Source organism: [Clostridium] innocuum, assembly GCA_012317185.1.
GTDB classification, from domain to species: Bacteria; Bacillota_I; Bacilli_A; order Erysipelotrichales; family Erysipelotrichaceae; genus Clostridium_AQ; species Clostridium_AQ innocuum.
In genome coordinates, this window is sequence record CP048838.1 from 2,556,949 (window position 1) to 2,582,888 (window position 25,940).

A 25,940-nucleotide genomic window follows, 5' to 3' on the forward strand; every position below is an offset into this window, starting at 1 on the left:
TCATGTGTTGTATGCGTGAATTATTTAGAGTAGTCGTAGAACCCGATACCGGATTTCTGACCGAGCTTACCTCCGCGAACCATTTTGCGGATCAGCGTACAGCAGCGATATTTAGAGTCTTTTGTTTCATTGTAAAGAACATCCATGATAGCTTCCACGATATCCAGACCAATCAGATCACCCAGTGCCAGAGGTCCCATCGGATGGTTGGCACCCAGTTTCATAGCTGTATCGATATCTTCAACAGATGCAATTCCTTCCTGCAGAATGAAGGCAGCTTCGTTGATCATCGGAACCAGGATACGGTTTACAACAAATCCAGGACCTTCTGCAACTTCAACAGGAGTTTTTCCTAAGGATCTAGAGATTTCAATAATAGCTTCCTTTGTTTCAACAGGCGTGTTGATTCCGGAAATAACCTCAACCAGTTTCATACGGTCAGCAGGGTTGAAGAAGTGCATACCGATGACATTGTGTTTGATTCCGGTAGCGATTTCGGTAATGGATAAAGAAGATGTGTTAGAACCAAAGATACAGGAATCTTTACAGATTTCATCCAGTGTTGTGAACAGTTCTTTCTTAACTTCCATTTTTTCAAGAACAGCTTCCACGATCAGATCGCAGTCAGCCAGATCCTTGTATTCTCCAGCCTTCAGATTGCCTTTTACTTCTGCAGCCTTGTCAGCCGTCATTTTTTCTCTGGAAACCAGTTTGTCCAGTTTTTTAGCGATTTTGTCGATTCCGCCCTGTGCCCATTCAATCTTAATGTCACATACGGTTACATCGTACCCATTGGAAGCAAATGCATTTGCAATACCCTGGCCCATTGTTCCGGCACCAATTACACCAACTTTTTTCATGTTTATTATCTCCTTTACTATTTTTGTATACCAAGAGGGGTAGTTTCCCACCCTCTTGTATAAACGTATTTATTACCCCTTTTTCGCAGCGATGATTTCATCCTTAAGCAGAGGAAGGATTTCTTTTACATCACCGATGAAGCCCATGTTTGCAATGCTGAAGATTTCAGCCTGCGGGTCACGGTTGATCGCGATGATCATATCGGATTTTTCCATACCGGCAACATGCTGGCATGCTCCGGAAATACCACATGCGATGTACAGACTAGGACGAACGGTCTTACCGGTCTGTCCAACCTGAATTGCCTTGTCAGCAAATCCATCGTCAACTACGGCACGGGAAGCACACAGCTCTCCGCCCAGTTCTTCAGCAACTGCCTGTACCATATCCAGACAGTCTTCAGCACCACGACCTGCACCTACCAGGATGTCAGCCTTTGTGATGTCAACGCCTTCTACTACTTTAGCAATCACTTCTTTAACGATTACTTTTGGATCTGTATCTGTCCATTCTGGAGTAAATTCTACAACCTCTCCGGTTCTGGAAGCATCAACATCGTCCATTGAGAATACGTTTGGACGAATTGTTGCCATCTGCGGACGAGTATCCGGGCATACGATCGTACCAAACAGGTTACCGCCGAATGTAGGACGGGTAACCAGCAGCAGCGCTTCTCCGTCTTTTGCCTTTTCCTGATCGATTTCGATTTTGGTAGCATCTGCAGTCAGACCGGCATTCAAACGTGCAGCAACACGTGGTGCAAGGTCACGACCAAGTACCGTAGCTCCTGTCAGGAAGCTGTCCGGCTTGAAGCTGTTGATGACCTGTGTCAGGGCATCCGCATAGAACTGTGTGGAATATCCTTCCAGCAGCGCGTCATCCACAACGATTACCTTGTCGGCACCATGTGCAATTACGTCATTCGCCTTGTCTTTGATGTTGTGTCCAAGCAGTACACCGACAACCTGGAAGTTCATCTGAGGAATGGATGCAACCAGTTTTCTAGCTTCGGAAATCAGTTCGTATCCAACGTTGGCAACTTCGCCGTTTTTCTGTTCTACGAATACGTAAATGTCTTTATATCCTTCAAATTTAGCCATTGTTCCTTCTCCTCCTATTTCGTAATAATCTGCTTGTCTTTCAGTGTCTTTGCAATCAGTTTGGCAGCTTCTGCAGCTGGCAGATCGAATGTTTCTGTTTCAGCAGATACTTCTTTGGTGAATGTAGCGTGAACCTTAGTCGGAGAACCTGCAAGACCAACGATGCTCTCATCGATTCCCAGATCATCAAATGTCATAACGTTCACTTCTTTAGAGAAGGAGTCAACGATATCGTTACAGTTCATGTAACGTGGCTCGTTCATTCCACTTAAGGTTGTCAGAACACAAGGCAGCTTCGCCTCAATGATCTCTTCACTGTCTTCCAGTGATTTTCTAACAGTAACAGCAGTATCGCTAAGTTCAATAATGTCGTCTACGTAGGTAACCTGAGGGATTCCCAGACGTTCAGCAGTCTGCGGACCAACCTGTGCAGTATCCCCATCGATAGCCTGACGTCCTGCAATGATCAGGTCGTAGCCTGTTTTGTTCAATGCAGCAGCCAGTGTGCTGGAAGTTGCACATGTATCAGCACCAGCAAATTTGCGGTCTGTGATCAGGATACATTCGTCAACTCCACGAGCGTATAATTCTTTCAGCATTCCCGTAGCCTGAGGAGGTCCCATGGAAATGATAGTAACAGTTGCCCCGTATTTTTCTTTCAGCTGCAGTGCAGCTTCCACACCAGCCAGATCATCTGGATTGATGATACTAGGAACTCCGGCACGAATCAATGTACCAGTAACTTTGTCAACACGGATTTCAGTAGAATCCGGTACCTGTTTTACAAGAACGATAATTTTCATAATCTTCGTATCCTTTCTTTTCTCTCTGTATTACTTCAGCATTGCGCCACTGATAACCATGCGCTGTACTTCAGAAGTACCCTCATAGATTTCAGTGATCTTCGCATCACGGAACATTCTTTCAACCGGATAGTCACGAGTATAACCGTATCCACCCATCAGCTGAATTGCCTTGGTTGTAACTTCCATTGCAACCTCTGCTGCGAACAGTTTCGCCTTAGCAGCTTCGACAGAGTAAGGAAGACCTTTTTCTTTCTTCATTGCTGCATCGTATACCAGCCATCTGGCTGCATCTGTTTTCACCTGCATATCAGCCAGCTGGAACTGTGTGTTCTGGAATTTTGCAATGGAACGTCCGAACTGCTTACGAGCTTTTACATAAGGAACGGTTTCATCAATTGCACCCTGTGCAATACCAAGTGCCTGCGCAGCGATACCGATACGTCCGCCATCCAGTGTCATCATGGCAATCTTGAAGCCTTTGCCTTCCTGTCCGAGCAGGTGGTCCTTGCTTAAACGCACGTTGTTGAAGATCAGCTCACTGGTTGCACTACCGCGGATACCCAGCTTCTTTTCATGCTGACCAACAGTGAATCCCGGCATTCCCTTCTCTACGATAAATGCAGAGATACCATGAGTTCCCTTTGTCTTGTCAGTCATTGCAAAGATTACATAAACATCTGCTTCCCCAGCGTTGGTAATGAAGATTTTTGTACCGTTCAGGATGTAATCGTCACCGTCTTTTACAGCCGTTGTCTGCTGTCCGGCAGCATCTGTACCGGCATTTGGCTCTGTTAAGCCGAATGCAGCCAGCTTCTTGCCTGTACATAAGTCAGGCAGATATTTGTTTTTCTGTTCTTCTGTTCCGAAGTGTTCGATTGGCCATGTTCCAAGAGATGTGTGAGCAGACAATACAACACCTGTTGTACCGCATTTCTTGCTCAGCTCCTCGACTGCCAGAATATAGCTCAGGTAGTCAGCACCTGCTCCGCCGTATTCTCTGCTGAACGGAATCCCCATCATTTTGCAGGCTTTCATTTTTTCGACGTTTTCTCTAGGGAAACGTTCATCTTCGTCTACTTCTGCTGCAAGAGGTTTTACTTCTTTTTCAGCAAACTCAGCGAAAAGTTTCTTCATCATCTGTTGTTGTTCTGTTAACATGAAGTCCATAAGTGTTCTCCTCTCCTTGATTTACTTGAACTTAGGATTGCTTGCATGCGCCTATATAAATATAGTATAAGCAGCGTATTCATCGCGTTGTCGAGAATACATAATCCATCTACATTTTAGACCTCTTTTTTGTTCACGTCAATATGTTTGTTAAAGTTTTAACAAGTTTTTGTTACAAAATTAACAAGTTGACATTTGTTCAGAATATATTCCTACATTCTCGTTTGTTAATTTATTAACAAGTTTCTTGACAAACGTTTTTTCTTCCGTTACCATAGCCTTGACAAAGGGTCCTCTTCCCCTTCCCCAAGGAAGACCAACATAGAAAGCGGAGGTTATTACATGAGAAAAGCATATGTTGTAGCAGCAAAGCGAAGCGCCATCGGAAGCTTCATGGGCGGGCTTACCAACATGCCCCTGGTAGATCTGGGAGCTGCTGTTTTAAGCAGAACCATCGAGGAGGCAGGCATTGATCCTGCCAATATCGACGAGGTGATTGTCGGAAACGTGATTGCGGCAGGTCTTGGTCAAAACATCGGACGTCAGGTCAGCATCAAGGCCGGTGTCCCTGTTGAGGTATGTGCACAGTCCCTGAATATGCTGTGCGGTTCCGGATTAAAGGCGGTTATGGAAGCTACCATGCGCATCCAGTGCGGATTCGGCGATATCTTTGTAGCCGGTGGTGTGGAATCTATGACCAATGCACCGTATCTGGTGCCTAGTAAGGTGCGAAACGGTGTGAAGATGGGTGACATGAAGATGGTGGATTCCATGCTGCATGATGGATTAACAGATGGTATGTATGGGATACACATGGGTGTTACCGCAGATAATATAGCGAAAAAGTATTCCATTTCCCGTGAGGATCAGGACGCCTTTGCCTATGCATCCCAGCAGAAGGCAATCGCTGCCATCGATTCCGGGCGCTTTCAGGATGAAATCGTGCCGGTAGAAGTACCCGGCCGTAAGGGCAGTGTGACGGTATTTGACACCGATGAGCACCCGAACCGTGCCTCCACGCCGGAAAAGCTGGCAAAGCTGCGTCCCGCTTTCACAAAGGACGGTACCGTTACTGCCGGAAATGCTTCCGGTATCAATGACGGTGCCAGCTTTACAATCATCGCCAGTGAGGATGCCGTTAAGAAATATAATCTGACACCGCTTGCGGAAGTCATCGGCATCGGTCAGGGCGGTGTAGATCCACGCGTCATGGGTCTTGGTCCTACGCCTGCGATTCTGCATGCGCTGAAGTATGCTGACCTGTGCATCGAGGACATGGAGCTCGTAGAGCTGAATGAAGCGTTTGCTGCACAGTCTCTGGGTGTCATTCATGAACTGGAGGAAGCAACCGGCATGGATCGTAACGCCTTTATGGAAAAAACCAACGTCAATGGCGGAGCAATCGCACTGGGACATCCGGTCGGTGCATCCGGAAACCGAATTCTGGTGAGTCTGCTTCATGAAATGCAGAAGCGCGATTTGAAAATCGGACTGGCTTCCCTGTGCATCGGCGGCGGACAGGGTGCTGCAGTCATCATCAAACGCGTATAAACAAAAGAACAAGCTCACAAGGGCTTGTTTTTCCTGCTTTTGTGTTTCAAAATCGTAAAAAGAGAAATCCGACAGATGCATTCACTTATGAATTTTTTCACAAGTTATTGACAAATGCATGAATTTTCGTTACTATGTTGATGTATTGAGTGTCGTATGCGACACGTTAAATTGAAAGAAAGACAGGTAGAGAAAAATGAGAAAAACTTATGTTGTTAGCGCTAAACGTAGTGCAATCGGTAGTTTCTTAGGATCTTTAACTACCGTAAAACCAGTTGATTTAGGGGCTACAGTAGTAAAGGCACTGCTGGAAGATGGAAAGGTTGCTCCTGAGCAGGTAGACGAGCTGCTGTGCGGGAACGTGCTGAGCGCTGGTCTGGGACAGAACATCGGACGTCAGGTTGCCCTTGCTGCAGGAATTCCGGAAAGTGTATGCTCACACTCCGTGAACATGGTATGTGGTTCCGGACTTCGTACCGTTATGGAGGGTGTTATGTCCATTCAGACAGGATTTAATGACATTGTCGTTGCCGGTGGTGTGGAATCCATGTCCGGTGCTCCTTACCTGATTCCTGCAAATACACGTACAGGAAACAAAATGGGAGATTTCAAGTGTGTAGACCATATGATCTACGATGCCCTAACAGATGCTATGAACGGTATCCACATGGGTGTTACGGCAGAGAACATTGCCAAGAAATACAATATCACACGTGAAATGCAGGATGCATTCGGTTATGCTTCTCAGCAAAAGGCTATCGCTGCTGTTGATTCCGGACGTTTCAAGGACGAAATCGTTCCTGTTGAAGTGAAGCTGAGAAAAGAAACAATCGTATTTGATACAGACGAGCATCCAAACCGCAAATCCACTCCTGAAAAGATGGCAAAGCTGCGTCCGGCATTCGTTAAGGACGGTAGTGTAACGGCTGCAAACGCATCCGGCATCAACGATGGTGCTTCCTTCGTTCTGCTGGCAAGTGAAGAAGCTGTCGAAAAATACAACCTGACTCCGCTGTGCGAGGTAGTCGGCATCGGTCAGGGTGGTGTGGATCCGTTAACAATGGGTCTGGGACCTACTCCGGCAATCCGTAATGCATTGAAATATGCAGACATGAAGCTGGATGAGGTTGAACTGGTAGAGCTGAATGAAGCATTTGCCGCTCAGTCTTTAGGTGTTGTACACGAGCTGGTAGAGGAGCACGGAATCGATCGTGAAGCATTCCTGGAAAGAACGAATGTAAACGGTGGAGCAATCGCTCTGGGTCACCCGGTTGGTGCGTCCGGAAACCGTATTCTGGTTACACTGATTCACGAAATGATCAAGCGTGATGCGAAATCTGGTCTTGCATCTCTGTGCATCGGTGGTGGACAGGGTACCGCTGTTATCGTAAAGCGCCCATAATATATAAGAAAAGAGGAACTCACACACGGCTCCTCTTTTTTTGTACCCGTTTATTTGAATTTATCTTTCTATAGCATACACACGTGTTCATTTCAAAACATCAAGAATCGGCAGACATAGTTATACCAGCAGAAAGATATGCGCAAGCAGATTGATTCCCATACACAGCAGGATACCAAGTACGGTTGGCAACAGAAAGCTGACGGCAGTCCATTTCCAGCTTTGTGTTTCCTTGCGTATGGTGAGCAGTGTGGTAGCACATGGAAAGTGTACCAGAGAGAACATAAGGGTGCAGATGGCGGTTACCCATGTCCAGCCGTTGTTGACGAACAGCTCCTTTAATACGGCAAGATCACCGATATCCATCATCGATCCATTTGCCAGATACGCCATGATCATGATCGGTACAACGATTTCATTTGCCGGGAAGCCCAGAAGGAAGGCCAGCAGAATGACACCGTCCAGCCCCATCAGATGAGCAAAGGGATCCAGAAACAGCGATATATGCTGCAGCAGGCTTGCATCCTGAACCTGAATATTGGCCAGCAGCCAGATAATTGCTCCGGCAGGTATGGCAACACTCACTGCCCTGCCCAGCACGAACAGCGTACGGTCAAAGATGGAACGCACGATCACCTTGCCAAACTGCGGCCGCCGATACGGAGGAAGCTCCAGTGTAAAGCTCGACGGCACTCCCTTCAGCAGCGTTTTCGACAAAAAGCGTGAGGTGAGAAAGGTCAGGATGACACCAAATACAATAACGCCCGTCAACAGCAGTGTTGACAGAAGACCATTCCACGGTGCCGCCACCACCCCTGCAAAGAACATCGTAATAATACTGATCAGCGTAGGAAAGCGGCCATTGCAGGGTACAAAGGTATTGGTGATAATTGCAATCAGACGCTCCCGCGGACTGTCGATAATACGGGCTCCACTGACCCCGACGGCATTGCAGCCAAATCCCATACACATCGTCAGCGCCTGTTTCCCGCAGGTGCAGGCCTTTTGAAAGAAGCCGTCCAGATTAAAAGCGATTCGCGGCAGATAACCAAAGTCCTCCAGCAGTGTGAACATCGGAAAGAAGATTGCCATCGGCGGCAGCATAACGGAAATTACCCAGCCGCAGGTTTTCACGACTCCATCCACAATAAAGCTGGTGATATATGGATTCATACTCCAGGAGGCAAATAGCTGATGCAGCCATACCTGCAGATCCTCGAACATTCCTGAAAGCATTTCGCTTGGAACATTGGCTCCGGAAATGGTAATCCAAAATATTACAGATAACAATACGACCATCCATACCAGTCCCCAGCCTTTGCTGGTAACAACATGATCAATACGCATATCCCGGTTCTGGTAGGATGCATTGTTAAATATAATACATTCTTCACTGATTTCCCTTGCTCTTTCATGCAGGGCGTGTACTACGATATCTTCAAAGCGTTCATACAAATCCTTATCCTTTAAGCGAGCAATCTGTTTTTCCACCTCTGCCCTTGTTTCCTCCTGGTTCTCAATATCCTCATAAAACAGCGTGCTGTCAACCTCCGGATCCAACAGCTTCAAGGCCGTAAAGCGTGTATTGAGCCGCCGTGTTTTCATAACATCAGCTACCGCAGCAATGGCCTGCTCCAGATCTTTGGCATAACGGACTGCAGCCCCTTGCGTATCGCTTACACGGTTTCCCACCTCTTCAATGGCTTCCTTGACATCCTCAAAGCCCTCATGATTGCGTGCGCTCATTTCTACGACACGAACCTTCAAAAGCTTGGCAAGCTTTTCCGTATCTATCGTAATGTTCTTCTTTTTAGCTTCATCCATAAGATTTAAAACAAGTACGACATGATCTGTGATTTCCATCGTTTGCAGAACCAGGTTCAGGTTACGTTCCAGAACAGTGGCATCACAGATAACCAGGCACACATCGCATGGCTCAAAGCACACATAATTTCGTGTAACCTCCTCCTCACTGGAGTGTGCAAGCAGGGAGTAGGTTCCAGGAAGATCTATCATCTGATTCTGGCGATACCTATGTGTATAGTGTCCCTTCGCAAGCTCCACCGTTTTCCCCGGCCAGTTACCGGTATGCTGATTCATGCCGGTAAGCTCATTGAATACCGTGCTTTTACCGACATTGGGATTTCCAAGCAAAGCAATGGTATATCCCTTGCGCTGCTTCAAGTACATTTCATTGATATTGTCGTTCGCCTGAACGAGCTTTTCAAACAGCATATGCAGCCTCCTTCCCTTTTACCAGAATCCGCTCACTGTCTTCACTGCGTAAAGCGATTTTACAGCCCTTGATCAGATAGGCACGCATATCCCTGCTGGGACTTTCCAAAACCGGTGTCACTCCAGTGCCCGGTACGAACCCAAGATCCATCAGCCTGCGTTTCATCAAAGCTGTATGCTCGATATCTACCACAAAAACCTCTTCGTTGAGAACAGCATCTTTTAAACAGTTCATTTCTACCCTCCTGCACCTATACTATCAACCTGCGGGCAAATGCGCCTCCACAAATGCCTACAACCACCATCTCCCTTTCCGTAAGCAAGCAGAAGCAGCAGTGTCAAAAAGTGGAGTTTCTCAGGTATGCTGCTTACAGGAGACCTGTGCAAATACTTAAAAAATGATAGAGTCATCTCAGCACATATGCAATAAAAGCTGACAGCATAAGAGGCTCTTTTGCTCAGCTTGCTGTCAGTGCCACATAGCTGTAATTTCTGCAATGTAAATTGAAGACTGCATAGAAAGGTTCACTAAAAAAGGAATGCCGCCATGATATCACGCGAACACTCCTGTCTGTATTTATGAGTTGCTTTTCATGCTTACCCAGCTTTGCTCTTAAGAAGCTCCATATCGCTGCTCATATGTGCCAGATCCTCACGTATAGCGATATGCTGTGGACACAGTGCTTCACATTTCCCGCATTTCTTACACTGGCTGCTTCTTTCTTCCTCCTTCATTTCTTCAAAATAACGTTTTCTTGCCACTTCCGTATTTCCATATTTTGCATGCTCATTCCAGATGCGGAAATTCTTTGGAATATCCAGACCAAATGGACACGGCATACAGTACGCACAGCCTGTACAGCCGTTCATCGTTCTCGCCTTGATTTCTTCTGCGATTTCCTTAATCAACCCCTGCTCCGCTACGCTCAGCGGTTTAAAATCTTCAAAGGTTGACAGGTTATCGAGCACCTGCTCCATGGTGGACATGCCACTGAGTACCACCTTAACATTTGGCTTACTGGCTACCCAGCGAAGCGCCCAGGAGGAGATGCTGCTATTGGGTGCAGCCTCCTTTAAGCGTGAAGCAAGATCCTGTGGCAGCTTGGAAAGCGAACCGCCCTTCACCGGCTCCATGATGACCATCGGAATTCCCAGTTTCTCAGCCAGGGCATAGCCGCGATCTCCGGCCTGCTCTTGTGTATCCACATAATTATACTGTATCTGGCAAAAATCCCATTTGCGATAAGTCAGTATCTCTTCAAATACGTCGTATTCATCATGAAAGGAAAAGCCGAAATTCCGTATTTTTCCCTGCGCTTTTAATTCTTCACAATATGCAAGAATGCCCAGCTGCTTTGCTTTTTCCCATTTCGCCTTATCTACCGCATGGAGCAGATAAAAATCCACATACGTTACATCAAGGCGCTTCAGCTGATTTTCAAACATCGCTTTCGCATCCTCCAGCGTATTCAAATCCCAAAGCGGCAGCTTTGTTGTCAGATAGTAGCTGCTTCTATCGTATTTTTTCAGCACACGGCCTACAAACGGTTCACTATCTCCATGATGATACGGAAACGCTGTATCGATATACTTCACACCATGTGCGATTGCGGTATCCAGCATCCGTTCAGCTTCCGCCTCATCAATCTTCCCCTGTGCATCCAGCGGGAAACGCATACATCCAAATCCCAGCAGGGATGGCTGATACTCCTCATTCAGCTCTCTGTATTCCATACTTCAAACTCCTCCTTTAACCAGCATCTTATAATACCTATATTATAAACGCAGAGGAAAAAAAAAGGAAACAGAGCAGGCAAAAATATCTTACAAAAAGCTGTCCGACATTCACAATGCCGTTTCAAAATGCAGGGTACATTTCAGAGAAAGCTATTGTATCCTTTGCAAACTATCCTATTTGAACAATGAAAGCTGCAAATCATCAAAATAACTGAGGCACATCCCTTGCTTGCTATGCTGCCTATGGGGTCTGATTTGTCAATGCTGTGATCTCATAACGAGTATCTGAGAAATAAAAAAGGATAGAAATCATCCAATCAAAGCTTGATTTCTACCCATTCGCTCGGTGACTGCAGATAGATGTTTCGATTAACAGGCTGTTTAAACTCATCGTTCATTGACTTCCTGTATTTTTCAAGAAACGCAGTTCTCTGTGAAAACGGCCTGCACCTTAAGCCTGTTACAACACACAAGGCACTGGATCTCCATGGCATGTATACCCTGTATCATATCAGGATATTATTTCTATTCATACAGACGCTGCAGCCACGTTATGTTCTTGTTTATAAGCACTTAATTCCTGCAGGTCATACGGTGTCATCTGATATACGTAATTCAGCCAGTTGCGATACAACAGATTTGCATGAGAACGCCATGTTAAAACAGGCTCCTGCTGTGGATCATCCTCAGGGAAATAATTAAAGGGAAGCTGAATTTCCTTACCCTGCGAAAGATCGCGGAAATATTCCTGCGCCAGTGTTTCCTTGCCATATTCCAGATGCCCCAGGATATAAATTTCCCGGAAATCTCCGGTCGCAACAATATTGCTGCCGGTTACATCCGAGCGGGATAAAATTTCAAGGGCTTCCTGCTTAGCCAGTGCATGTTCATCAATGGCAGTATGGCGGGAATGCGGAGTGTAATGTATTTCATCAAAGCCATTTGTCAGAAAATTGTATTCATCACATAACGTTTGCGGATAAATACCAAATACCTTCTGCTTCATCAAATGCTTCTGAATATGATAATGATAATACAATCCTGCCTGTGCACCCCAGCAGATATGCAGCGTGGAGTACACATGAGTTTTGCTCCATTCCATGATTTCACATAGCTCGTCCCAGTAGTCGACATCCTCAAATTCCAGATGCTCCACCGGTGCACCGGTTATGATCAAACAGTCATAACGGTTCTTTTTCAGCGTCGAAAAATCATCATAGAACTTCAACAGATGATCTGCACTCGTGTTTTTGGAAACATGATTGCTGACCATCATAAAATCGATATCCACCTGTAATGGGGATTTGGATATCAGACGCAGAATCTGTGTTTCCGTTTCAATTTTTTTGGGCATCAGATTGAGGATAACAATTCTCAGCGGGCGGATATCCTGCTTTCTTGCTACATCCTCTTCCAGTGCAAAGATTTTTTCACTTTCCAGTATCTGCTTGGCTGGCAGGCCATTCGGTATATTGATCGGCATGCTGTTTCATCTCCTATATCTGTGCGAACGCCTGTGTTAAATCTTCCAGGATATCATCAATATGCTCTATTCCGCAGGACAGTCGAATCAATCCCGGTGTGATACCGCAGTTTACCAGCTGTTCATCCGTAAGCTGCCGGTGTGTAGAGCTTGCCGGATGCAGAATACAGGTGCGAATATCCGCAACATGGACTTCCAGAGAAACCATCTTCAAATGATCGATGAAAGCAGCTGCGCGCTCTCTTCCTCCCTTGATGGAGAAGGAAATAACGCCACAGCATCCCTTCGGCAGATATTTCTGTGCCAGGGCGTGATATTTATTCTGCTTGAGACCCGGATAGTTTACAAATTCCACCGCGTCCTGTGATTCCAGAAATTCAGCCGTTCTTTGTGCATTCGCACAATGACGTTCCATACGGACTGCCAGCGTTTCCAGCCCCAGATTCAACAGGAATGCAGAATGCGCAGCCGGATAACAGCCCAGATCACGCATCAGCTGAACTCTGGCCTTGGTGATATAAGCTGCTTCCTTGAAGGTATCCGTATACACGATACCATGATAGGAGGCATCCGGTGTGCTCAGACCCGGGAATTTGCCGTTTGCCCAGTTGAAGGATCCCCCATCAACGATAACACCGCCAACCTGCAGGGCATGTCCATCCATATATTTTGTTGTGCTGTGAATGACGATGTCCGCACCGAAACGAAACGGCTGACACAGGACAGGCGTTGCAAAGGTATTATCGACAAACAGCGGAATATCATGTGCATGTGCGACACTGGCAAATTTCTCAATATCCAGTACATTCATGGCAGGGTTTGCCATAATCTCTCCAAATACCGCTTTCGTATTCGGGCGAATCAGCTTTTCGATTTCCTCTGCAGCCGCATCCGGATCCACATAGGACACTTCGATGCCGAATTTTCGGAAGGTGATAGACAACAGATTGACTGAACCTCCGTAAATGGTAGAGGAAGCAACCAGATGGTCTCCGCTTTCCAGCACATTCATTAAAGCAAGGAAGGTTGCGGACTGTCCGGATGTTGTACAAAGTGCTCCGACACCACCCTCCAGTGCTGCGATTTTTTTCTCTACCGCATCCACCGTCGGATTGGAGATACGGGAATACATGTGTCCCTCCGCTGTCAGGTCAAACAGCTGTCCGACAAAGTCTGTAGAGTCATATTTATAGGTCGTACTCTGGTAAATCGGCAGAACACGAGGTTCTCCGTTTTTCGGTTCATAGCCTGCATGCAGACATTTCGATTCAATTTTCATTACAATTACCTCACCTTTCACTGCGTATTATTTTACTATTTTTATGAAAATTATTCAATCCGTAATGAAAAACTTTCAGAAATTTTAAAGAGATTTCACATATTCCAGAACTTTCATAATTTCCATGCTCTGCCGCTCTCCCAGAATCGGACTCTCCAGCAGCCCCTGCTGTATGCATGCCGCCGCATGCTCCACCTCTCCGGTAAAGTCGGATTTCATGTCAACCTCGATGGGGGTACAGATACCATCCCTTTTTAGAATCGCTCGGGTATTCTTCCAGAAGTTTTCTGTCTCAATGCTTCCCTTACTGCCATACAACACCCCGCGATTATCCATCCACTGCTTCCAGCCGCTGCGCACACTGGCAATTACGCCGTTATCGTAGGTGAGCAACGCCTGTGTGAACATATCATAGCCCCCTGCTGCACAATCCTTGACCGCCTGAATGTCAGAGATACATCCATCGGAAAACCAGTTCGCATAACAGATCGGATACACACCGACATCATAGACGCTGCCGCCTGCTTCTTTAGAGAAGCACCAGTGATCCTCCTTCATTTCTGAAAGATCGATTGGATAGGAATAGCTGCCCTCCACATACCGAAGCTGTCCAATCACTCCTTCCTTCACCAGCTGCTTGAGTTTTCTGTTCAGCGGCGTAAATAATGTCTTTTCTGCTTCCATCAGAAACAGATTGCTGCTGCGTGCCAGCTGAAAGCACTCCTTTAGCTGCTCAGCATTCGCCACCAGCGGCTTTTCACATAAAACATGCTTTCCATGGCGCAAAGCGTTTTGAATATGCTCGAAATGCAAATGATTTGGTGTGCATATATATACCATCTCCACCTGCGGATCCTGCAGGAGTCTTTCATAGCTGTCATAAATTTTTTGAGCTCCATATAGTCTCTGAAATTCCCTTGCTTTTTCTAAGGAGCGTGAGCCAACCGCATACAGCTCTGCGTTTTCTGCATAGCAGATTCCCTTAGCTACTCGATGCGCAATCTGTCCCAGACCCATAATTCCTACATGTATCATCGTATGTCCTCACTTTCTGCTCTAATTTTATCGCACTTTTGTACAATAGAAAAGGTAAATATTTTCCAAATATGATAGAATAAAGATATCATACGACAGGAGGAGATTCAATGAAATATGAAATTATCGGCGGACAGCTGCCGGCCGTTGTCTGCAAGCTGGATCGCGGGGAAAAAATGTTTACTGAATCCGGTGGAATGTGCTGGATGGAAGAAGGGTTCTCTATGGATTCCAATACCCGTGGAGGGCTGCTGAAGGGACTGGGACGTGCCATGTCCGGCGAGTCTATTTTTCTAACCACGTATACCAGCAGTCACGACCATGCGGAAATCGCCTTCGGCTCCAGCTTTCCAGGTAAGATTCTGCCGGTTACCCTGCATGATGGAAAGACGCTCATTGTTCAGAAAAACGCCTTTCTTGCTGCAGAGGACGGTGTGAATCTACAGGCACATTTCCGCAAAAAACTGGGTACCGGATTTTTCGGCGGTGAGGGCTTTGTCTTACAGAAGCTGACAGGAAACGGTACAGCCTTCCTTGAGATAGATGGAGATATCATCGAAAAAACACTGGCTCCCGGTGAAACCTTGCAGGTGGATCAGGGGTATATCGCCGGATTCGAGGAATCTGTACACTTTGATATCACAACGGTAAAGGGATTGAAAAACAAGTTTTTCAGTGGTGAAGGGATGTTCCTTGCGACGTTAAGCGGTCCCGGCAAAATCTGGCTGCAGACAATGCCATTCAGTGTTTTGGCAGACCGTGTAATTTCTCTGGTGCCTAAAAATTAACCAAACACCTTCTCATATGCTGCATAAAAGTGTATGAGAAGGTGTTTTTATCAGGCCGTGGTTGATATCCAAATCTCTTGCAGAATAAACGATGGAAACAGCAAGATAAACAGCTTTTACAGATTTGAAAGGGATATGCGTATATTAGAGCTATCGTAACGAGGTTTCCTTCCGGTAAAAGTAGTGCCTTGGTCAATATTCACCTTGACGTTTGGAGAAACTCAGAAAACCATAACGTGAGTGAGTATCAGTCTATAACAAATCAATCCCCAAGATATCTCTTGTATTTTTACAGGCTCTCACAGAGGAATAGGAGCCTATCGGTAAAAAAAACGAAAAAAACTAAAAAAAGTGTTGCATAATCTAAAAAAATAGTGTATATTATTAGAGCAATCAAGAGATGCGGGTGTAGTTCAATGGTAGAACTTCAGCCTTCCAAGCTGACTACGTGAGTTCGATTCTCATCACCCGCTCCATTATGAGTAAGATTTGTGCTCAGAGCCTATGGCTCTGGGCATTTTTGTTAAATTTTACGAAAAATCGGAAGCGAGTTCGTACGATATGTACACGGGATGTGTAAGGAATATTTCTCCTTATACATCCCTTTTTCTTTTTCCTCCACCATGGTCCATGATCCATGATCTTTGAAAATAAAATAGCGAGCACTAAAACAAGAAGTGAGCGACATCTGATGATACGCCAAGACGGTATTTTTGAATTCAGAAAGAAATCAAGAATACAAGAGCGATCCATATCAGGCAGAAAAAGCGGTCTCGAAAGCCGGTTCGCCAGGACCTTCGTATAATGATACTTATAAATAAAATGCTCCGTGGAGGAGTTGGTGTGAATCCAATGAATGCTAGCGATAGCTGTTTAGTGCTGCCCGGCCGAGGGATGCGAAAGATATCGGTGTTTTGATGATTATAGTTTTATAAACGGGTCTTTGACTCGTTGTTACATAGAACTGCTGAGACTTTTTTGTTTTCGGCAGTTTTCTTGTACCAATAAGTCTTTTCGACTTCGTGGATACGACAATGGAAGGAGGTGTGTTCATGCTATCTAAGGATGAAGATCGTTGCGTCCATGGTACCTGTATTTGGTTCAGCGATGAAAAAGGTTATGGTTTCCTATTATCTGATGATGGTGTTTCCAGTATGGTTCATTACACAGATATAAAAGAACCAGGCTTCAAGAGACTTTACAGAGGTCAAAGAGTCACCTATGAAGAATTGGAAACAGAAAAAGGAAGATCAGCCCGTCGAGTAAAATATGTGAAGGATTTTACTTCTATCGCAGATCATTCATCGCTGTGAGCCATTACTTATTTTTGAAGATCTATCGTGTATAGCGGAAGAAACCGCATGGAGGAAAAACTATTATGAAAACGATCGCAATCTATAACATCAAAGGTGGAGATGGAAAAACGACCACCGCAAAACATCTGGCTGTCGGACTGTCCAAAAAAGGTATCCGTATATTACTTGCTGATGCTGACGGCCAAGCCAACTGTTCAAAGTCTTTCATCGACAAAAAATTAAAACGAGACCCTGCGTATTATGAAAGCAGTCTCGATGGAGATAAAGAAGCAGCCTTCATCCATCGTTATATGAATCAGGATCATGGCGCAACGATCTCTACGATCTTCGAAAGTCCGAAAGCAGTTAGCTCTTGTATCCAACATACATCCTATGCGAATCTGGATATCATCCCCAGTGATCTGACGCTCTATTTGGCTGATACGAAGCTCCGTCTCAGTGATGGTACCAGAGAGAATAAGTTGAAGAGAGCTACGAATTTCATCAAGAACGATTATGACTATATGATCTTCGACTGCTCCCCTGTCAAATCCCTCGTATCGGTCAATGTCCTATATACGGAGCCTTTGGTCATCATCCCAGTCAGTCCTGCAGATGACTCCATGCAAGGTCTGGCATTGACGCTCAATGAAATCAACGCTTTGAAGGATCTGTATGAAGACTTGGATATCGATTACAGGATCTTGATCGTCAAACGGAAGGATAATATCGAATATCGTGAGAATATCGCAGAGATACGCTCTGCTTTCGGAGATAAGGTATTTCAGACGATGATCCGTGATCAAAGCAAGCCGGTAGAAAAAGCAGTCAGAGAAAGAAAGACCGTACTGGATCTCCCATCGTCCTCCATCGCAGATGACTACCGAAACTTTCTTGATGAACTGGAGGTGATGTTACATGACTGATGTCATCGGAGAAATGCTGAACGATACCTCGAAGGATATGCGTTATAAGCGGATCTTTATCTACGACATCGACCCCTGTGAGTATAATATGTATCCGATGCAGGAGATCGAACAGCTCGCACAGAACATAAGCGAATGCGGACTGCTCCACCCTATCACCCTATATCGCAAGGCAGATGGGCGCTATATGATCCTGAGCGGAGAACGACGGTATCGCGCGATGCTGCTAAATTATGAAAAAGGTGATGAACGCTGGGAAGAGATCCCGGCCATCGTCAAAATGCAGGAGCTTACGATGCGTGAGATCCGCAGATTCGTCCGCAGAGGGAATGCAAACCGGGAAACCTTACCAAAAGAGCTGAAATTGCAGATCGTAAAAGAATCGCTGCTGGACTACCAACAAACGAAAGAGGAAGGGCTCATACCTACCGGAACACTCAAAAGAGAGTGGATCGCAATGGATACCGGATTCAGTGCACGTTCCGTTCAGGACTATCTCAATCTATTGGAGGAGCATCCAAATAAGGAGAAAAAAGAATCGCGATCTTTAAAATACGAAGATATACAGAATTCGATGCATGATGTGCTCAGACTTCCAGTGAAGATCACGGACAAGCAGATCAGTATCAAGATAAAGGATGATCTCGATCTTGCGCGCGTCCTCGAGCTGCTGGGGATCGAAACCTTATAACGAACAAAGATATCTTATACTTATAGAAGGAGGAAGAGAATGACATCCAAAAAGAAAAGAAAGAAGAAAAAAGGACCAAGCCCACAAAAAGGGATAACGAATGAAAGACTGGCCGATAAGCTGAAACGGATCCTGCGGGAGAAGAAGATATCGAAAGAAGAATTTGCCAGAAAGCTGGATGAACCATTACCTTATATCCTAGAGGTATTGAAAGGTAGGAGGAGTATCCAGCTTCCTACTCTGATACGGATGTGTAAGGTATTGGGTGTACCTATCTTACATTTTGAAGATTGTATCCGAAAGGATGACGCTGCATGATCTCCGGATCAGCGAAGAAGGTGATGCTCATAGGAGTAGCCTTCTTTCTCGTGATCATGATGTTTGCGGCGGTCGGTATCGGAGGTGGCAGTACCGAAGATGATATCGATCTTTCGACTTCCCTATTGAGTGAAGCAGTCGAAAGATATCGTCCCTATGTGACGAAAAGAGCAGAGGTCTATGACATGGCGGATCATGTCGAATTGATCCTCTGTGTGATGGAAGTGGAATCTCATGGTGAAGGTATGGACCCGATGCAGGCTGCAGAGGGTCCTTTTAACAAGAAATATCCAAAGGTACCCAATGGCATCCGTGATCCTGAATATTCCATAGATTGCGGGATACAGGAGCTGCGCTCCGTATTGAAGAAAGCAGGAGTGAAATCCGGAGAAGATAAGGAAAGGATAAAGGTGGCTTTGGCCGGATATAATTTTGGAAGTGGCTATATCGAATGGGTCGATGCGAACAAAGGTGGAAAATGGACATTAGAGAATGCGAAAGAATTTTCTGCAATGATGGCAGCCAAAATGGGATGGTCTGTTTATGGCGATCCGAACTATGTCGATAAGGTCATGGAATATTACGAAACAGCTGCTATCGGGATCGAAGGAAAAGATGCTTTTTTAGTACCGATGAAGAGTTATACACTGACGAGCAGTGTAGGACAACGAAGTCTCGGAGATTATCACTATGGAACGGATATCGATGGAGGCTATGGCGCAAATATCTATGCACCTGCCGCAGGGATCGTCTATGAGGTATCTAACGATTGTCCGCCAAGCGATGGTTATTTGGGGAATTCCTGTCCCTATAGCGGAGGCTATATCGGTGGTGGAAATTACGTCATGCTGAAGGTCACCAACAAGAAAGAAGATTATTATATCTTCTTATGCTATATGAAAAGGACCCTAGTCAGCAAGGGACAGAAAGTAAAGAAAGGCCAAAAGATCGGCGAACAGGGACATAGCGGTAACAGCACGGCATCGCATCTACATATCGAGATCCACAAAGGGACTGCGCATATCGCAACGAAGGATGGACTCGTCGATCCTGAGAAGATCATGAACTTTAAAAAACGATGAGGAAATGGAAGGTGATCCGAATTGATAAAGAAGAAGGATGTCATCCTATCAGCCGTATGCATCTGTCTGGGTGCAGGAATAGGGTTTGGTACGAAAAGTATGCTTATGGAAGAAAAAGAACAGGAGCCTGCAGTTTCAGAGGTCCAAAAGCAGAGGAACTCTACGAAGGATGATAGTGAAGAAAAGACAAAGCTAGTAGATGCAGAGCAGAAGGAAGCTCCTGAGCGTTATACAGAACCGGCAGTACGATATATCAAGGTGATGAAGAGCGGAAGCTCAACAGATATCTATTACGAGCGTCTGGATAAAGTAAAGGATATACTGAGTGACAGCATGTATGAGACGTTGTCCCCTGAGATGAGCAAGGAGGAAATACAAGCCGAAAAAGAACAGGCTGCAAAGGTAGATAAGGATTCTATCACGAAAACGAAGATCACAGATACACGATACAGTTATCGATGGAAGAAAGAAGGAAGCTACGAAGTCTCTGTGATCTATACACAGCGCGTCACACGAGGAGATTTCAGCGATCAAGAACGATATCTGTGCCGTATGGAGGTTACGAAAAAAGATAAACGATATATCATCACGAACATATATGAAGACAGCGCTTTGTCTGATGGTCTATATTGAATATGACATTTTGATGAATATCAATATATAGAGTGACAGGAGGTGGTTCAGTTGTTTATCAAGATCTGTGAGTATATCTATGAGAATATCGTAATGATATTTATATTAAATAACGGTATATGGCTTTGCCTTCTCTTTGATGATCAGCCAGAGTGGGATCTCGACCTCGGTCCCCGAATAAACAATCTATCTTTTAAAATAGAATACGAAACGAGATGTCCGATCACATATATCTATTCATTCATACGTTTTTTCTATATTTTGATCGTTGTAGTTTGGCTTTTGTATATAGTGTTTAGTATTCTAATCTATATCATAGGTTTGATTTTCTTTTTTCAAGTAATGATGTAAAACGACTATACTTTATCTTAGAACTGAGAATAAAGTTTTTAGTATTTTCATCACTTCATAAATTCCACCCTCGAAGAAAAAGTGTCTCAAACGAAAATACTCGCTACAACGACCGGAAAAGCCTTGTAGAAGGCTTTTCTCATTTTTAGATAAAGATTTATATATATCATGACAAAACGATGCTCTGAAGCTTTGAAATAAAGTTTGAAATTAGAATTAAACTATGAATAAAAGTCTATATAAACAAGTCGCGTACGAGCTTGTGTATAGATAAGAGAGCGCTGCTCTGATAGCGTATGGCAATCTATCAGTGCTATCTTCAGACATAAAAAAATAAAGAAAGGAATCATAAAATGGAACTCGACCAGATGATATTCGATGATCTCATCAAATGCTATAAGTCGAAGAACTATCGTTTCGACTTCGTATCAGACGAACTCTTCGTAGATGGATATTCCAAGGGTGTTTATATCCACTTCTCCCCTTTGAACAGGGATGCTTTTCTGAAGTATATAGAGGATACTCCTTTTTTCTTCGACATGGAGCTTCCCATGCAGAAAGACACCTTTCTTGATGCCTACCTGGATTTCATGGATCATGCCTGCACGAAGAAACGCAATACCCGTTATGCGGTCTCCATCACAGTCCTGTATCCGAAGAAGCTCCAGACCATTGAGGAACGGGAACGCTTCATACGTCAGTACGTCCTGCAGCTGTGTGGTCTGAAACAGCCGATCCCTTATTTCGTTGAAAATATCACCATGGGATGCGGCACTTATGCTAGAATAACCATGATAGACAGGATCTATATCGCCAGGACACAATGGATGGTTTACAAGAAGGATGGCTGGTTCGACAGCAGGACCGGAAGATTCGCAAGTGCGGATTGTCCGGAAAGATACAAGGTGTTGAAATATAGAGCCGGTGACTATCGACTGGATAAGGATGGTAACCGTATCCCATCGAAGGCCATCTTCAGCAATTCCCTGCAGAACTTCGTTTACGGGAAAGACATGCAGAGTGGCCGTAATCTGTGGGATGAATTCATTTGGAAGCTGCGTCAAAAGTTCCTGGACACAGTATTGCGAGTGTGTGGTAAGACGGATCATGTCAAGAAAGGAAAACGGCTCCATAAGACGGAATGCAAGCCGGAGTATCATCGCTATGTACGCAGACGCATCGCTGCATTGAATTTCGCAAAACAGACCATCGAATATACGACGAATTATCTATTGAAGAAGTTTTGCGCAGAGGATATCGTATTCACACACTACAATGAAGCGAAAGGCGGACGGACAGAGCATAGCCGGGCTTATAAACAGGTCTTGTCGATCTTTCACAAATACAGGACCAGGTTTCGTAACGGAGTCTTCCATGATGAGACAGGGAATGAACATCAGCTGGACTATTATCACCAGAACGTCTATGAATTAGATCGCAGTATCCAATGCCTGCTGGATCAGTTCTTTACTGATATACAGGCATTGTAAGAAGATGAGGAAAGAATACATGAAACAAGCGAAACTATTATTTTTACTACGGAATGACCTGGCATCCACTTCACAAAGGATCATCATCGAGATCAGCGAGGAAGACCATGAATACTGTATCGGCCATGGAGATGATGACAGGGAATATGTCCTAAAACAAAACGAGCGATACAGAGTCCTTGAGGATCCGCGTGGGATCCGGGTATTCGGAACGGACGAGGATATCTGTCACTATCTGCTGTTCAAATACTGCAGAGATGTTGCAGCGGATGTAGCATATCCTACAGGATGGCTGAAAGAACTGGAAAAACGATTCGAACAGATCCGCTGTGATGACCTTTCCGTATTCTACAATAAAACAAACGAATAGATATACCTTAACACTGCTTCTCATGCGGTGTTTTATTTTCCTCTCTCAGCTTGATCTTTACTGGGAAAAGGACAAAAACGACCTTTAGCTGGCCCAACAAATACAAAAAGCTGAATCAAAAGACTCTGCCGGCATGAGCGCCGGCGGCTACATGGCAACTTGCCATGTAGCTATGGAATACCGCATGCGCCTACACCGTCAATGACCGGGTCGTATTTTCCTATCGGAAAATCTCCACCCTACGTTCCGTTCCTTGACTGCTCCGGTTCATCGCGGTTCGTAGAAAGTGTAAGGTACGTAGCTTCACGATAGAAGGAAAATATAAGGAGGACAGAAACTATGTTGACGGTTCATTTCAAAAACAAGGAAGAGTTTTATGAGCAGATCGCAGATGGGTCCCTGCAGAAGATCATGATGGAATATTTTAATAGATCGGCAGACATGGGGCTTCCGGTCGAGGAAGATACCCTGTTCTATAACTTTGAAGCAGAATTTGAATGTGTATTAGAAAATGGAAAGCGTTGTATCACGGATGAGGAAGTAGCACATCGACATGGGGAGATTGCCGGAAGACTCCACGATGTGATCCGCAGTGTCTGGAGGAGATATCAGAAAAGTGTCCCTATATCGGGAAAAGGTTTCACTCTTACAGAGCTCAGCACGGATATGTGGCGGTTGGTCTGGATAGATTCGGAGATCCCGAAAAAGAAAGCAGAATACCTCTTTTGGAGGCATCAGATCTTCGTATGCAGTGCATTGGGGAATGCCGTCTTCACCTTCCCTCAGAGAGTGAGCTGGAAGGATGTTTGGACCAAGATGGAGACTTCTCAGTTTGCTGATGCCCTATCTATTGGGGATTTCAAAAGTCATATATGGCTTGGAAGTGCTGCATATGATGACATCATAGAACGTTACCGACAGCGATACCGGAAGGCAGATAAGGAGGGACCGATCTCCCTGATAGAATATGAGCGATATCTGCAGTATGCACAAGAGTCCTCATGCCATGAAGAATTCCTCCTGAGGATCGAGCTGGATGAGGAACTGCCCTACCGTTATGACCGGGAGGAACGATGGCTGCGGACAGAATGCGGGATGCGCCTGAACCCAATCGTTGCGTTTTACTTACATGGGCTTCAAGTCTTCTACAAACGTCAGATCGAGGGCAGATATCCGCTAAACGAAGGGAGCTGAATGATATGAAGAAAATATATAACGATGACACACTACTGAAACGAATCAAAAAACAGATCCGTATATGGGAAGCGTATTACAATGAGACCGGTCATTATCGGGAGGAAACGATCTTTCTGGATACCGGCGATACAGCGGTCTATGATCCTTATGTCAGCGAATGTATGCGATTCAAAGTCGATCCAAAAGCTTATTACGGAGAAGAAGCATACCAAGCATGGCTGGAGAACATGAGATCCTATCTAGGCGGTGATGAACTTGGCAAAGAGAATACTTGATGTTTGTTGTGGATCAAAATTATTTTGGTTTCAAAAACACCATCCCGATGTCGTTTATATGGATATCAGGCAAGAACATGGAGATATCCATGGAAAGCATGTCCATGTCGATCCTGATGTGATCGGAGACTTTCGAAATATCCCATATGATGATGGACGATTCGATATGGTCGTATTCGGTCCTCCACATCTTCGCTGGGCCGGGCCGAATTCTATCATGAAGGCTCAGTATGGTCAGCTCAGTGAGACATGGTCGCAGGATATCGCTCAAGGGTTCAAAGAATGTATGAGAGTGTTGAAATCAGGAGGCTTCTTGATTTTCAAATGGAACGAATGTCAGATCAGAGTCAATGAGGTCTTGAAGCTCATGGATACGACGCCTTTATTCGGAAACAGACGTGGTGATACCCATTGGCTCGTATTCACAAAAAAGGAATGTCAAAATGAAGAGATATCATAAGTGGAATATATACAAAAACGTCATCATGCTGAGATACCTGTTCCGTGGATGTGATGGTCTCCGGCAGCACGTCCAAATGATGAGATGGATCCATAACAAAAGACTTACCGAGGTCTTCGATTTCATAGAGGAACACTTCGAAGAGACCTGGACGATGCCGGTCCAAGAGTTTATTGCGGAGAAGAAACATACCAGGTATGATCGAAGAAGATAAAAGACTATCCAGTCGCGAAATACGATGCCATATCTGCAAGGCGGATCTGAACGCCCTCAGACCGGTGACGGCCGGAGATAAAAGCATAGGAGAATACTTGGGATATATACCATATGAATGTGTAGACGGGAGGAACTATCATGATCAATAGAGTTGTATTAGTGGGAAGATTGACGAAGGACCCTGTATTACGGAAGACGACGAATGGCGCATCGGTCGTGTCTTTTACGGTCGCATGCAACCGGCTTTTCAAACAGGAGGGACAGCCGGAAGCTGACTTCATCAACACTGTCGTCTGGAACAAGACCGCAGACAGTGTAGAGAAGTATACGCACAAGGGCTCTCTGGTAGGTGTAGAGGGCCGTATCCAGACGCGCAGCTATGATGACAAGGATTGCAAGCGTGTATATGTAACAGAGGTGGTCGCGGATAATGTGCGCTTTCTGGACAGCCGGAAAGCAGGAGGTACGGATCATGCTTACGTACCCGGACAGGAAAGCACACAGAGCATCACCACTATGAGCAACAGCACTCCGTCCTTCTCCAGTGAGTTCACAAGCACTGCAGCATTGGATATCTCCGATGACGATCTGCCATTTTAATGAAGGAAACGATACGGATGATCACGCAGAAAGAGATCGATGTGGAGGTGTGGGAACTGGTCGATACGACGAAAAATCTTTATATCTCCAATATGGGAAGAGTCAAGCGTATCTATAAAAACAAAAGAGAGCGGATGCTGAAGCCGTATCTGCGTAAAGGCGTCCCTCCCTACTTCATCAAGATAAACAAGAAAGAAGTCAAGGTCGCGCAGCTCGTATGGAGAGCTTTTCATGGGAATTATGATACGAAGCGCTACAGTTTGATCCACACGGGCCTGAAGACAGATGACAGGCTGATGAATCTGACTCTTTTGTCGAAACAGGAGGCAGGAAGCATGTTCGCAAGCCGCAGCCGACGAAGAGGAATCTATAAGGTAGATCCAGAGAACAGGAACATTCTCGCATTTTATAAAAGCTCCAGAGAAGCAGCGGCAAAGGAATACTGCAGCTACCAGACAATCCTGGACAGCTGTAATGGAAAGACGAGAAGGAATGCGACCGGCTATAGCTTCGTATGGTCTGAGGTCGTAGATGATTCTTCCGGCTGGATATAAGGGACATATCGATACATAGGGAAAGAGGATGAAGGAGG

General features: G+C 45.2%; 28 protein-coding genes and 1 tRNA gene. 19 read left to right on the forward strand and 10 right to left on the reverse strand.

Going from position 1 to position 25,940, the window contains the following annotated elements; genetic code table 11:
- Positions 1 to 20: 20 nt before the first annotated feature.
- The 4 genes from G4D54_12370 to G4D54_12385 all read right to left on the reverse strand — a co-directional run bounded on the left by G4D54_12370 (position 21) and on the right by G4D54_12385 (position 3,934).
- Entirely contained in the window at positions 21 to 860 is an 840-nt protein-coding gene (locus G4D54_12370; protein QJA03185.1) for a 3-hydroxybutyryl-CoA dehydrogenase, read from the reverse strand.
- A gap of 72 nt (positions 861 to 932) precedes the next feature.
- Positions 933 to 1,961, reverse strand: coding sequence for an electron transfer flavoprotein subunit alpha/FixB family protein (locus tag G4D54_12375; GenBank protein ID QJA03186.1), 1,029 nt, complete (start codon positions 1,959 to 1,961; stop codon positions 933 to 935).
- A gap of 14 nt (positions 1,962 to 1,975) precedes the next feature.
- Positions 1,976 to 2,764 carry an electron transfer flavoprotein subunit beta/FixA family protein gene (locus G4D54_12380; protein QJA03187.1) on the reverse strand — a complete coding sequence of 263 codons (789 nt, stop codon included), beginning with the start codon at positions 2,762 to 2,764 and terminating at the stop codon, positions 1,976 to 1,978.
- Positions 2,765 to 2,794: 30 nt separating this feature from the next.
- Entirely contained in the window at positions 2,795 to 3,934 is a 1,140-nt protein-coding gene (locus G4D54_12385) for an acyl-CoA dehydrogenase (GenBank protein QJA03188.1), read from the reverse strand.
- Positions 3,935 to 4,276: 342 nt separating this feature from the next.
- Between G4D54_12385 and G4D54_12390 the strand changes: the two genes are divergently transcribed.
- Positions 4,277 to 5,485 (forward strand): acetyl-CoA C-acetyltransferase, encoded by a 1,209-nt coding sequence (locus tag G4D54_12390; protein ID QJA03189.1) that lies wholly within the window; start codon positions 4,277 to 4,279, stop codon positions 5,483 to 5,485.
- Between the two features lie 196 nt (positions 5,486 to 5,681).
- A complete protein-coding gene (locus G4D54_12395) occupies positions 5,682 to 6,887 on the forward strand; it encodes an acetyl-CoA C-acetyltransferase (GenBank protein ID QJA03190.1) in 1,206 nt (401 codons plus the stop codon).
- A 120-nt stretch (positions 6,888 to 7,007) separates the two neighbouring features.
- On the opposite strand, the gene feoB is transcribed toward G4D54_12395, so the two are convergent.
- From feoB to G4D54_12425, 6 genes are all read right to left on the reverse strand, one after another.
- Positions 7,008 to 9,122, reverse strand: coding sequence for a ferrous iron transport protein B (feoB, locus tag G4D54_12400; GenBank protein ID QJA03191.1), 2,115 nt, complete (start codon positions 9,120 to 9,122; stop codon positions 7,008 to 7,010).
- On the reverse strand, positions 9,112 to 9,357 hold the full coding sequence (locus tag G4D54_12405; protein ID QJA03192.1) for a ferrous iron transport protein A: 246 nt from the start codon (positions 9,355 to 9,357) through the stop codon (positions 9,112 to 9,114). Before G4D54_12405 ends, feoB begins: the two co-directional genes overlap by 11 nt.
- Positions 9,358 to 9,719: 362 nt before the next feature.
- On the reverse strand, positions 9,720 to 10,856 hold the full coding sequence (locus tag G4D54_12410) for an aldo/keto reductase (GenBank protein QJA03193.1): 1,137 nt from the start codon (positions 10,854 to 10,856) through the stop codon (positions 9,720 to 9,722).
- 532 nt (positions 10,857 to 11,388) lie between these two features.
- Positions 11,389 to 12,342 (reverse strand): homoserine O-succinyltransferase, encoded by a 954-nt coding sequence (locus tag G4D54_12415; GenBank protein QJA03194.1) that lies wholly within the window; start codon positions 12,340 to 12,342, stop codon positions 11,389 to 11,391.
- A 13-nt stretch (positions 12,343 to 12,355) separates the two neighbouring features.
- On the reverse strand, positions 12,356 to 13,621 hold the full coding sequence (locus G4D54_12420; protein QJA03195.1) for an aminotransferase class V-fold PLP-dependent enzyme: 1,266 nt from the start codon (positions 13,619 to 13,621) through the stop codon (positions 12,356 to 12,358).
- An 84-nt stretch (positions 13,622 to 13,705) separates the two neighbouring features.
- Positions 13,706 to 14,656: a Gfo/Idh/MocA family oxidoreductase gene (locus tag G4D54_12425; GenBank protein ID QJA03196.1), complete on the reverse strand. Its 951-nt coding sequence runs from the start codon at positions 14,654 to 14,656 to the stop codon at positions 13,706 to 13,708.
- Positions 14,657 to 14,766: 110 nt separating this feature from the next.
- Here G4D54_12425 and G4D54_12430 point away from each other — a divergent pair, with 110 nt between their 5' ends.
- From G4D54_12430 to G4D54_12510, 17 genes are all read left to right on the forward strand, one after another.
- Complete coding sequence (locus G4D54_12430; protein QJA03197.1) at positions 14,767 to 15,444, forward strand: TIGR00266 family protein; 678 nt, start codon at positions 14,767 to 14,769, stop codon at positions 15,442 to 15,444.
- A 402-nt stretch (positions 15,445 to 15,846) separates the two neighbouring features.
- Positions 15,847 to 15,920: transfer RNA gene (locus tag G4D54_12435), tRNA-Gly, on the forward strand.
- Positions 15,921 to 16,496: 576 nt separating this feature from the next.
- Positions 16,497 to 16,757 (forward strand): cold shock domain-containing protein, encoded by a 261-nt coding sequence (locus G4D54_12440; protein QJA03198.1) that lies wholly within the window; start codon positions 16,497 to 16,499, stop codon positions 16,755 to 16,757.
- A 65-nt stretch (positions 16,758 to 16,822) separates the two neighbouring features.
- Positions 16,823 to 17,665, forward strand: coding sequence for an AAA family ATPase (locus tag G4D54_12445; GenBank protein QJA03199.1), 843 nt, complete (start codon positions 16,823 to 16,825; stop codon positions 17,663 to 17,665).
- Positions 17,658 to 18,356: a ParB N-terminal domain-containing protein gene (locus G4D54_12450; GenBank protein ID QJA03200.1), complete on the forward strand. Its 699-nt coding sequence runs from the start codon at positions 17,658 to 17,660 to the stop codon at positions 18,354 to 18,356. The genes G4D54_12445 and G4D54_12450 overlap by 8 nt, the downstream gene beginning before the upstream one ends.
- A 39-nt stretch (positions 18,357 to 18,395) precedes the next feature.
- Positions 18,396 to 18,674: a helix-turn-helix transcriptional regulator gene (locus G4D54_12455; protein ID QJA03201.1), complete on the forward strand. Its 279-nt coding sequence runs from the start codon at positions 18,396 to 18,398 to the stop codon at positions 18,672 to 18,674.
- A complete protein-coding gene (locus tag G4D54_12460) occupies positions 18,671 to 19,756 on the forward strand; it encodes a peptidoglycan DD-metalloendopeptidase family protein (GenBank protein ID QJA03202.1) in 1,086 nt (361 codons plus the stop codon). The genes G4D54_12455 and G4D54_12460 overlap by 4 nt, the downstream gene beginning before the upstream one ends.
- Before the next feature lie 21 nt (positions 19,757 to 19,777).
- Positions 19,778 to 20,389 (forward strand): hypothetical protein, encoded by a 612-nt coding sequence (locus G4D54_12465; protein QJA03203.1) that lies wholly within the window; start codon positions 19,778 to 19,780, stop codon positions 20,387 to 20,389.
- Between the two features lie 51 nt (positions 20,390 to 20,440).
- Positions 20,441 to 20,740: a hypothetical protein gene (locus G4D54_12470; protein QJA03204.1), complete on the forward strand. Its 300-nt coding sequence runs from the start codon at positions 20,441 to 20,443 to the stop codon at positions 20,738 to 20,740.
- A gap of 353 nt (positions 20,741 to 21,093) precedes the next feature.
- The gene (locus tag G4D54_12475) at positions 21,094 to 22,230 is read left to right on the forward strand and encodes a hypothetical protein (protein ID QJA03205.1); all 1,137 of its coding nucleotides are present in this window, start codon (positions 21,094 to 21,096) and stop codon (positions 22,228 to 22,230) included.
- 19 nt (positions 22,231 to 22,249) lie between these two features.
- Positions 22,250 to 22,600, forward strand: a complete 351-nt coding sequence (locus G4D54_12480; protein ID QJA03206.1) for a hypothetical protein — start codon at positions 22,250 to 22,252, stop codon at positions 22,598 to 22,600.
- Between the two features lie 339 nt (positions 22,601 to 22,939).
- Positions 22,940 to 23,794, forward strand: a complete 855-nt coding sequence (locus G4D54_12485) for a hypothetical protein (protein QJA03207.1) — start codon at positions 22,940 to 22,942, stop codon at positions 23,792 to 23,794.
- Between the two features lie 5 nt (positions 23,795 to 23,799).
- Positions 23,800 to 24,072 (forward strand): hypothetical protein, encoded by a 273-nt coding sequence (locus tag G4D54_12490; GenBank protein QJA03208.1) that lies wholly within the window; start codon positions 23,800 to 23,802, stop codon positions 24,070 to 24,072.
- Positions 24,047 to 24,532, forward strand: coding sequence for a class I SAM-dependent methyltransferase (locus tag G4D54_12495; GenBank protein QJA03209.1), 486 nt, complete (start codon positions 24,047 to 24,049; stop codon positions 24,530 to 24,532). Before G4D54_12490 ends, G4D54_12495 begins: the two co-directional genes overlap by 26 nt.
- The gene (locus G4D54_12500) at positions 24,516 to 24,746 is read left to right on the forward strand and encodes a hypothetical protein (protein ID QJA03210.1); all 231 of its coding nucleotides are present in this window, start codon (positions 24,516 to 24,518) and stop codon (positions 24,744 to 24,746) included. The genes G4D54_12495 and G4D54_12500 overlap by 17 nt, the downstream gene beginning before the upstream one ends.
- A gap of 140 nt (positions 24,747 to 24,886) precedes the next feature.
- Positions 24,887 to 25,348, forward strand: coding sequence for a single-stranded DNA-binding protein (ssb, locus tag G4D54_12505; protein ID QJA03211.1), 462 nt, complete (start codon positions 24,887 to 24,889; stop codon positions 25,346 to 25,348).
- A 17-nt stretch (positions 25,349 to 25,365) separates the two neighbouring features.
- Positions 25,366 to 25,902: a hypothetical protein gene (locus G4D54_12510; GenBank protein QJA03212.1), complete on the forward strand. Its 537-nt coding sequence runs from the start codon at positions 25,366 to 25,368 to the stop codon at positions 25,900 to 25,902.
- Positions 25,903 to 25,940 lie beyond the last annotated feature (38 nt).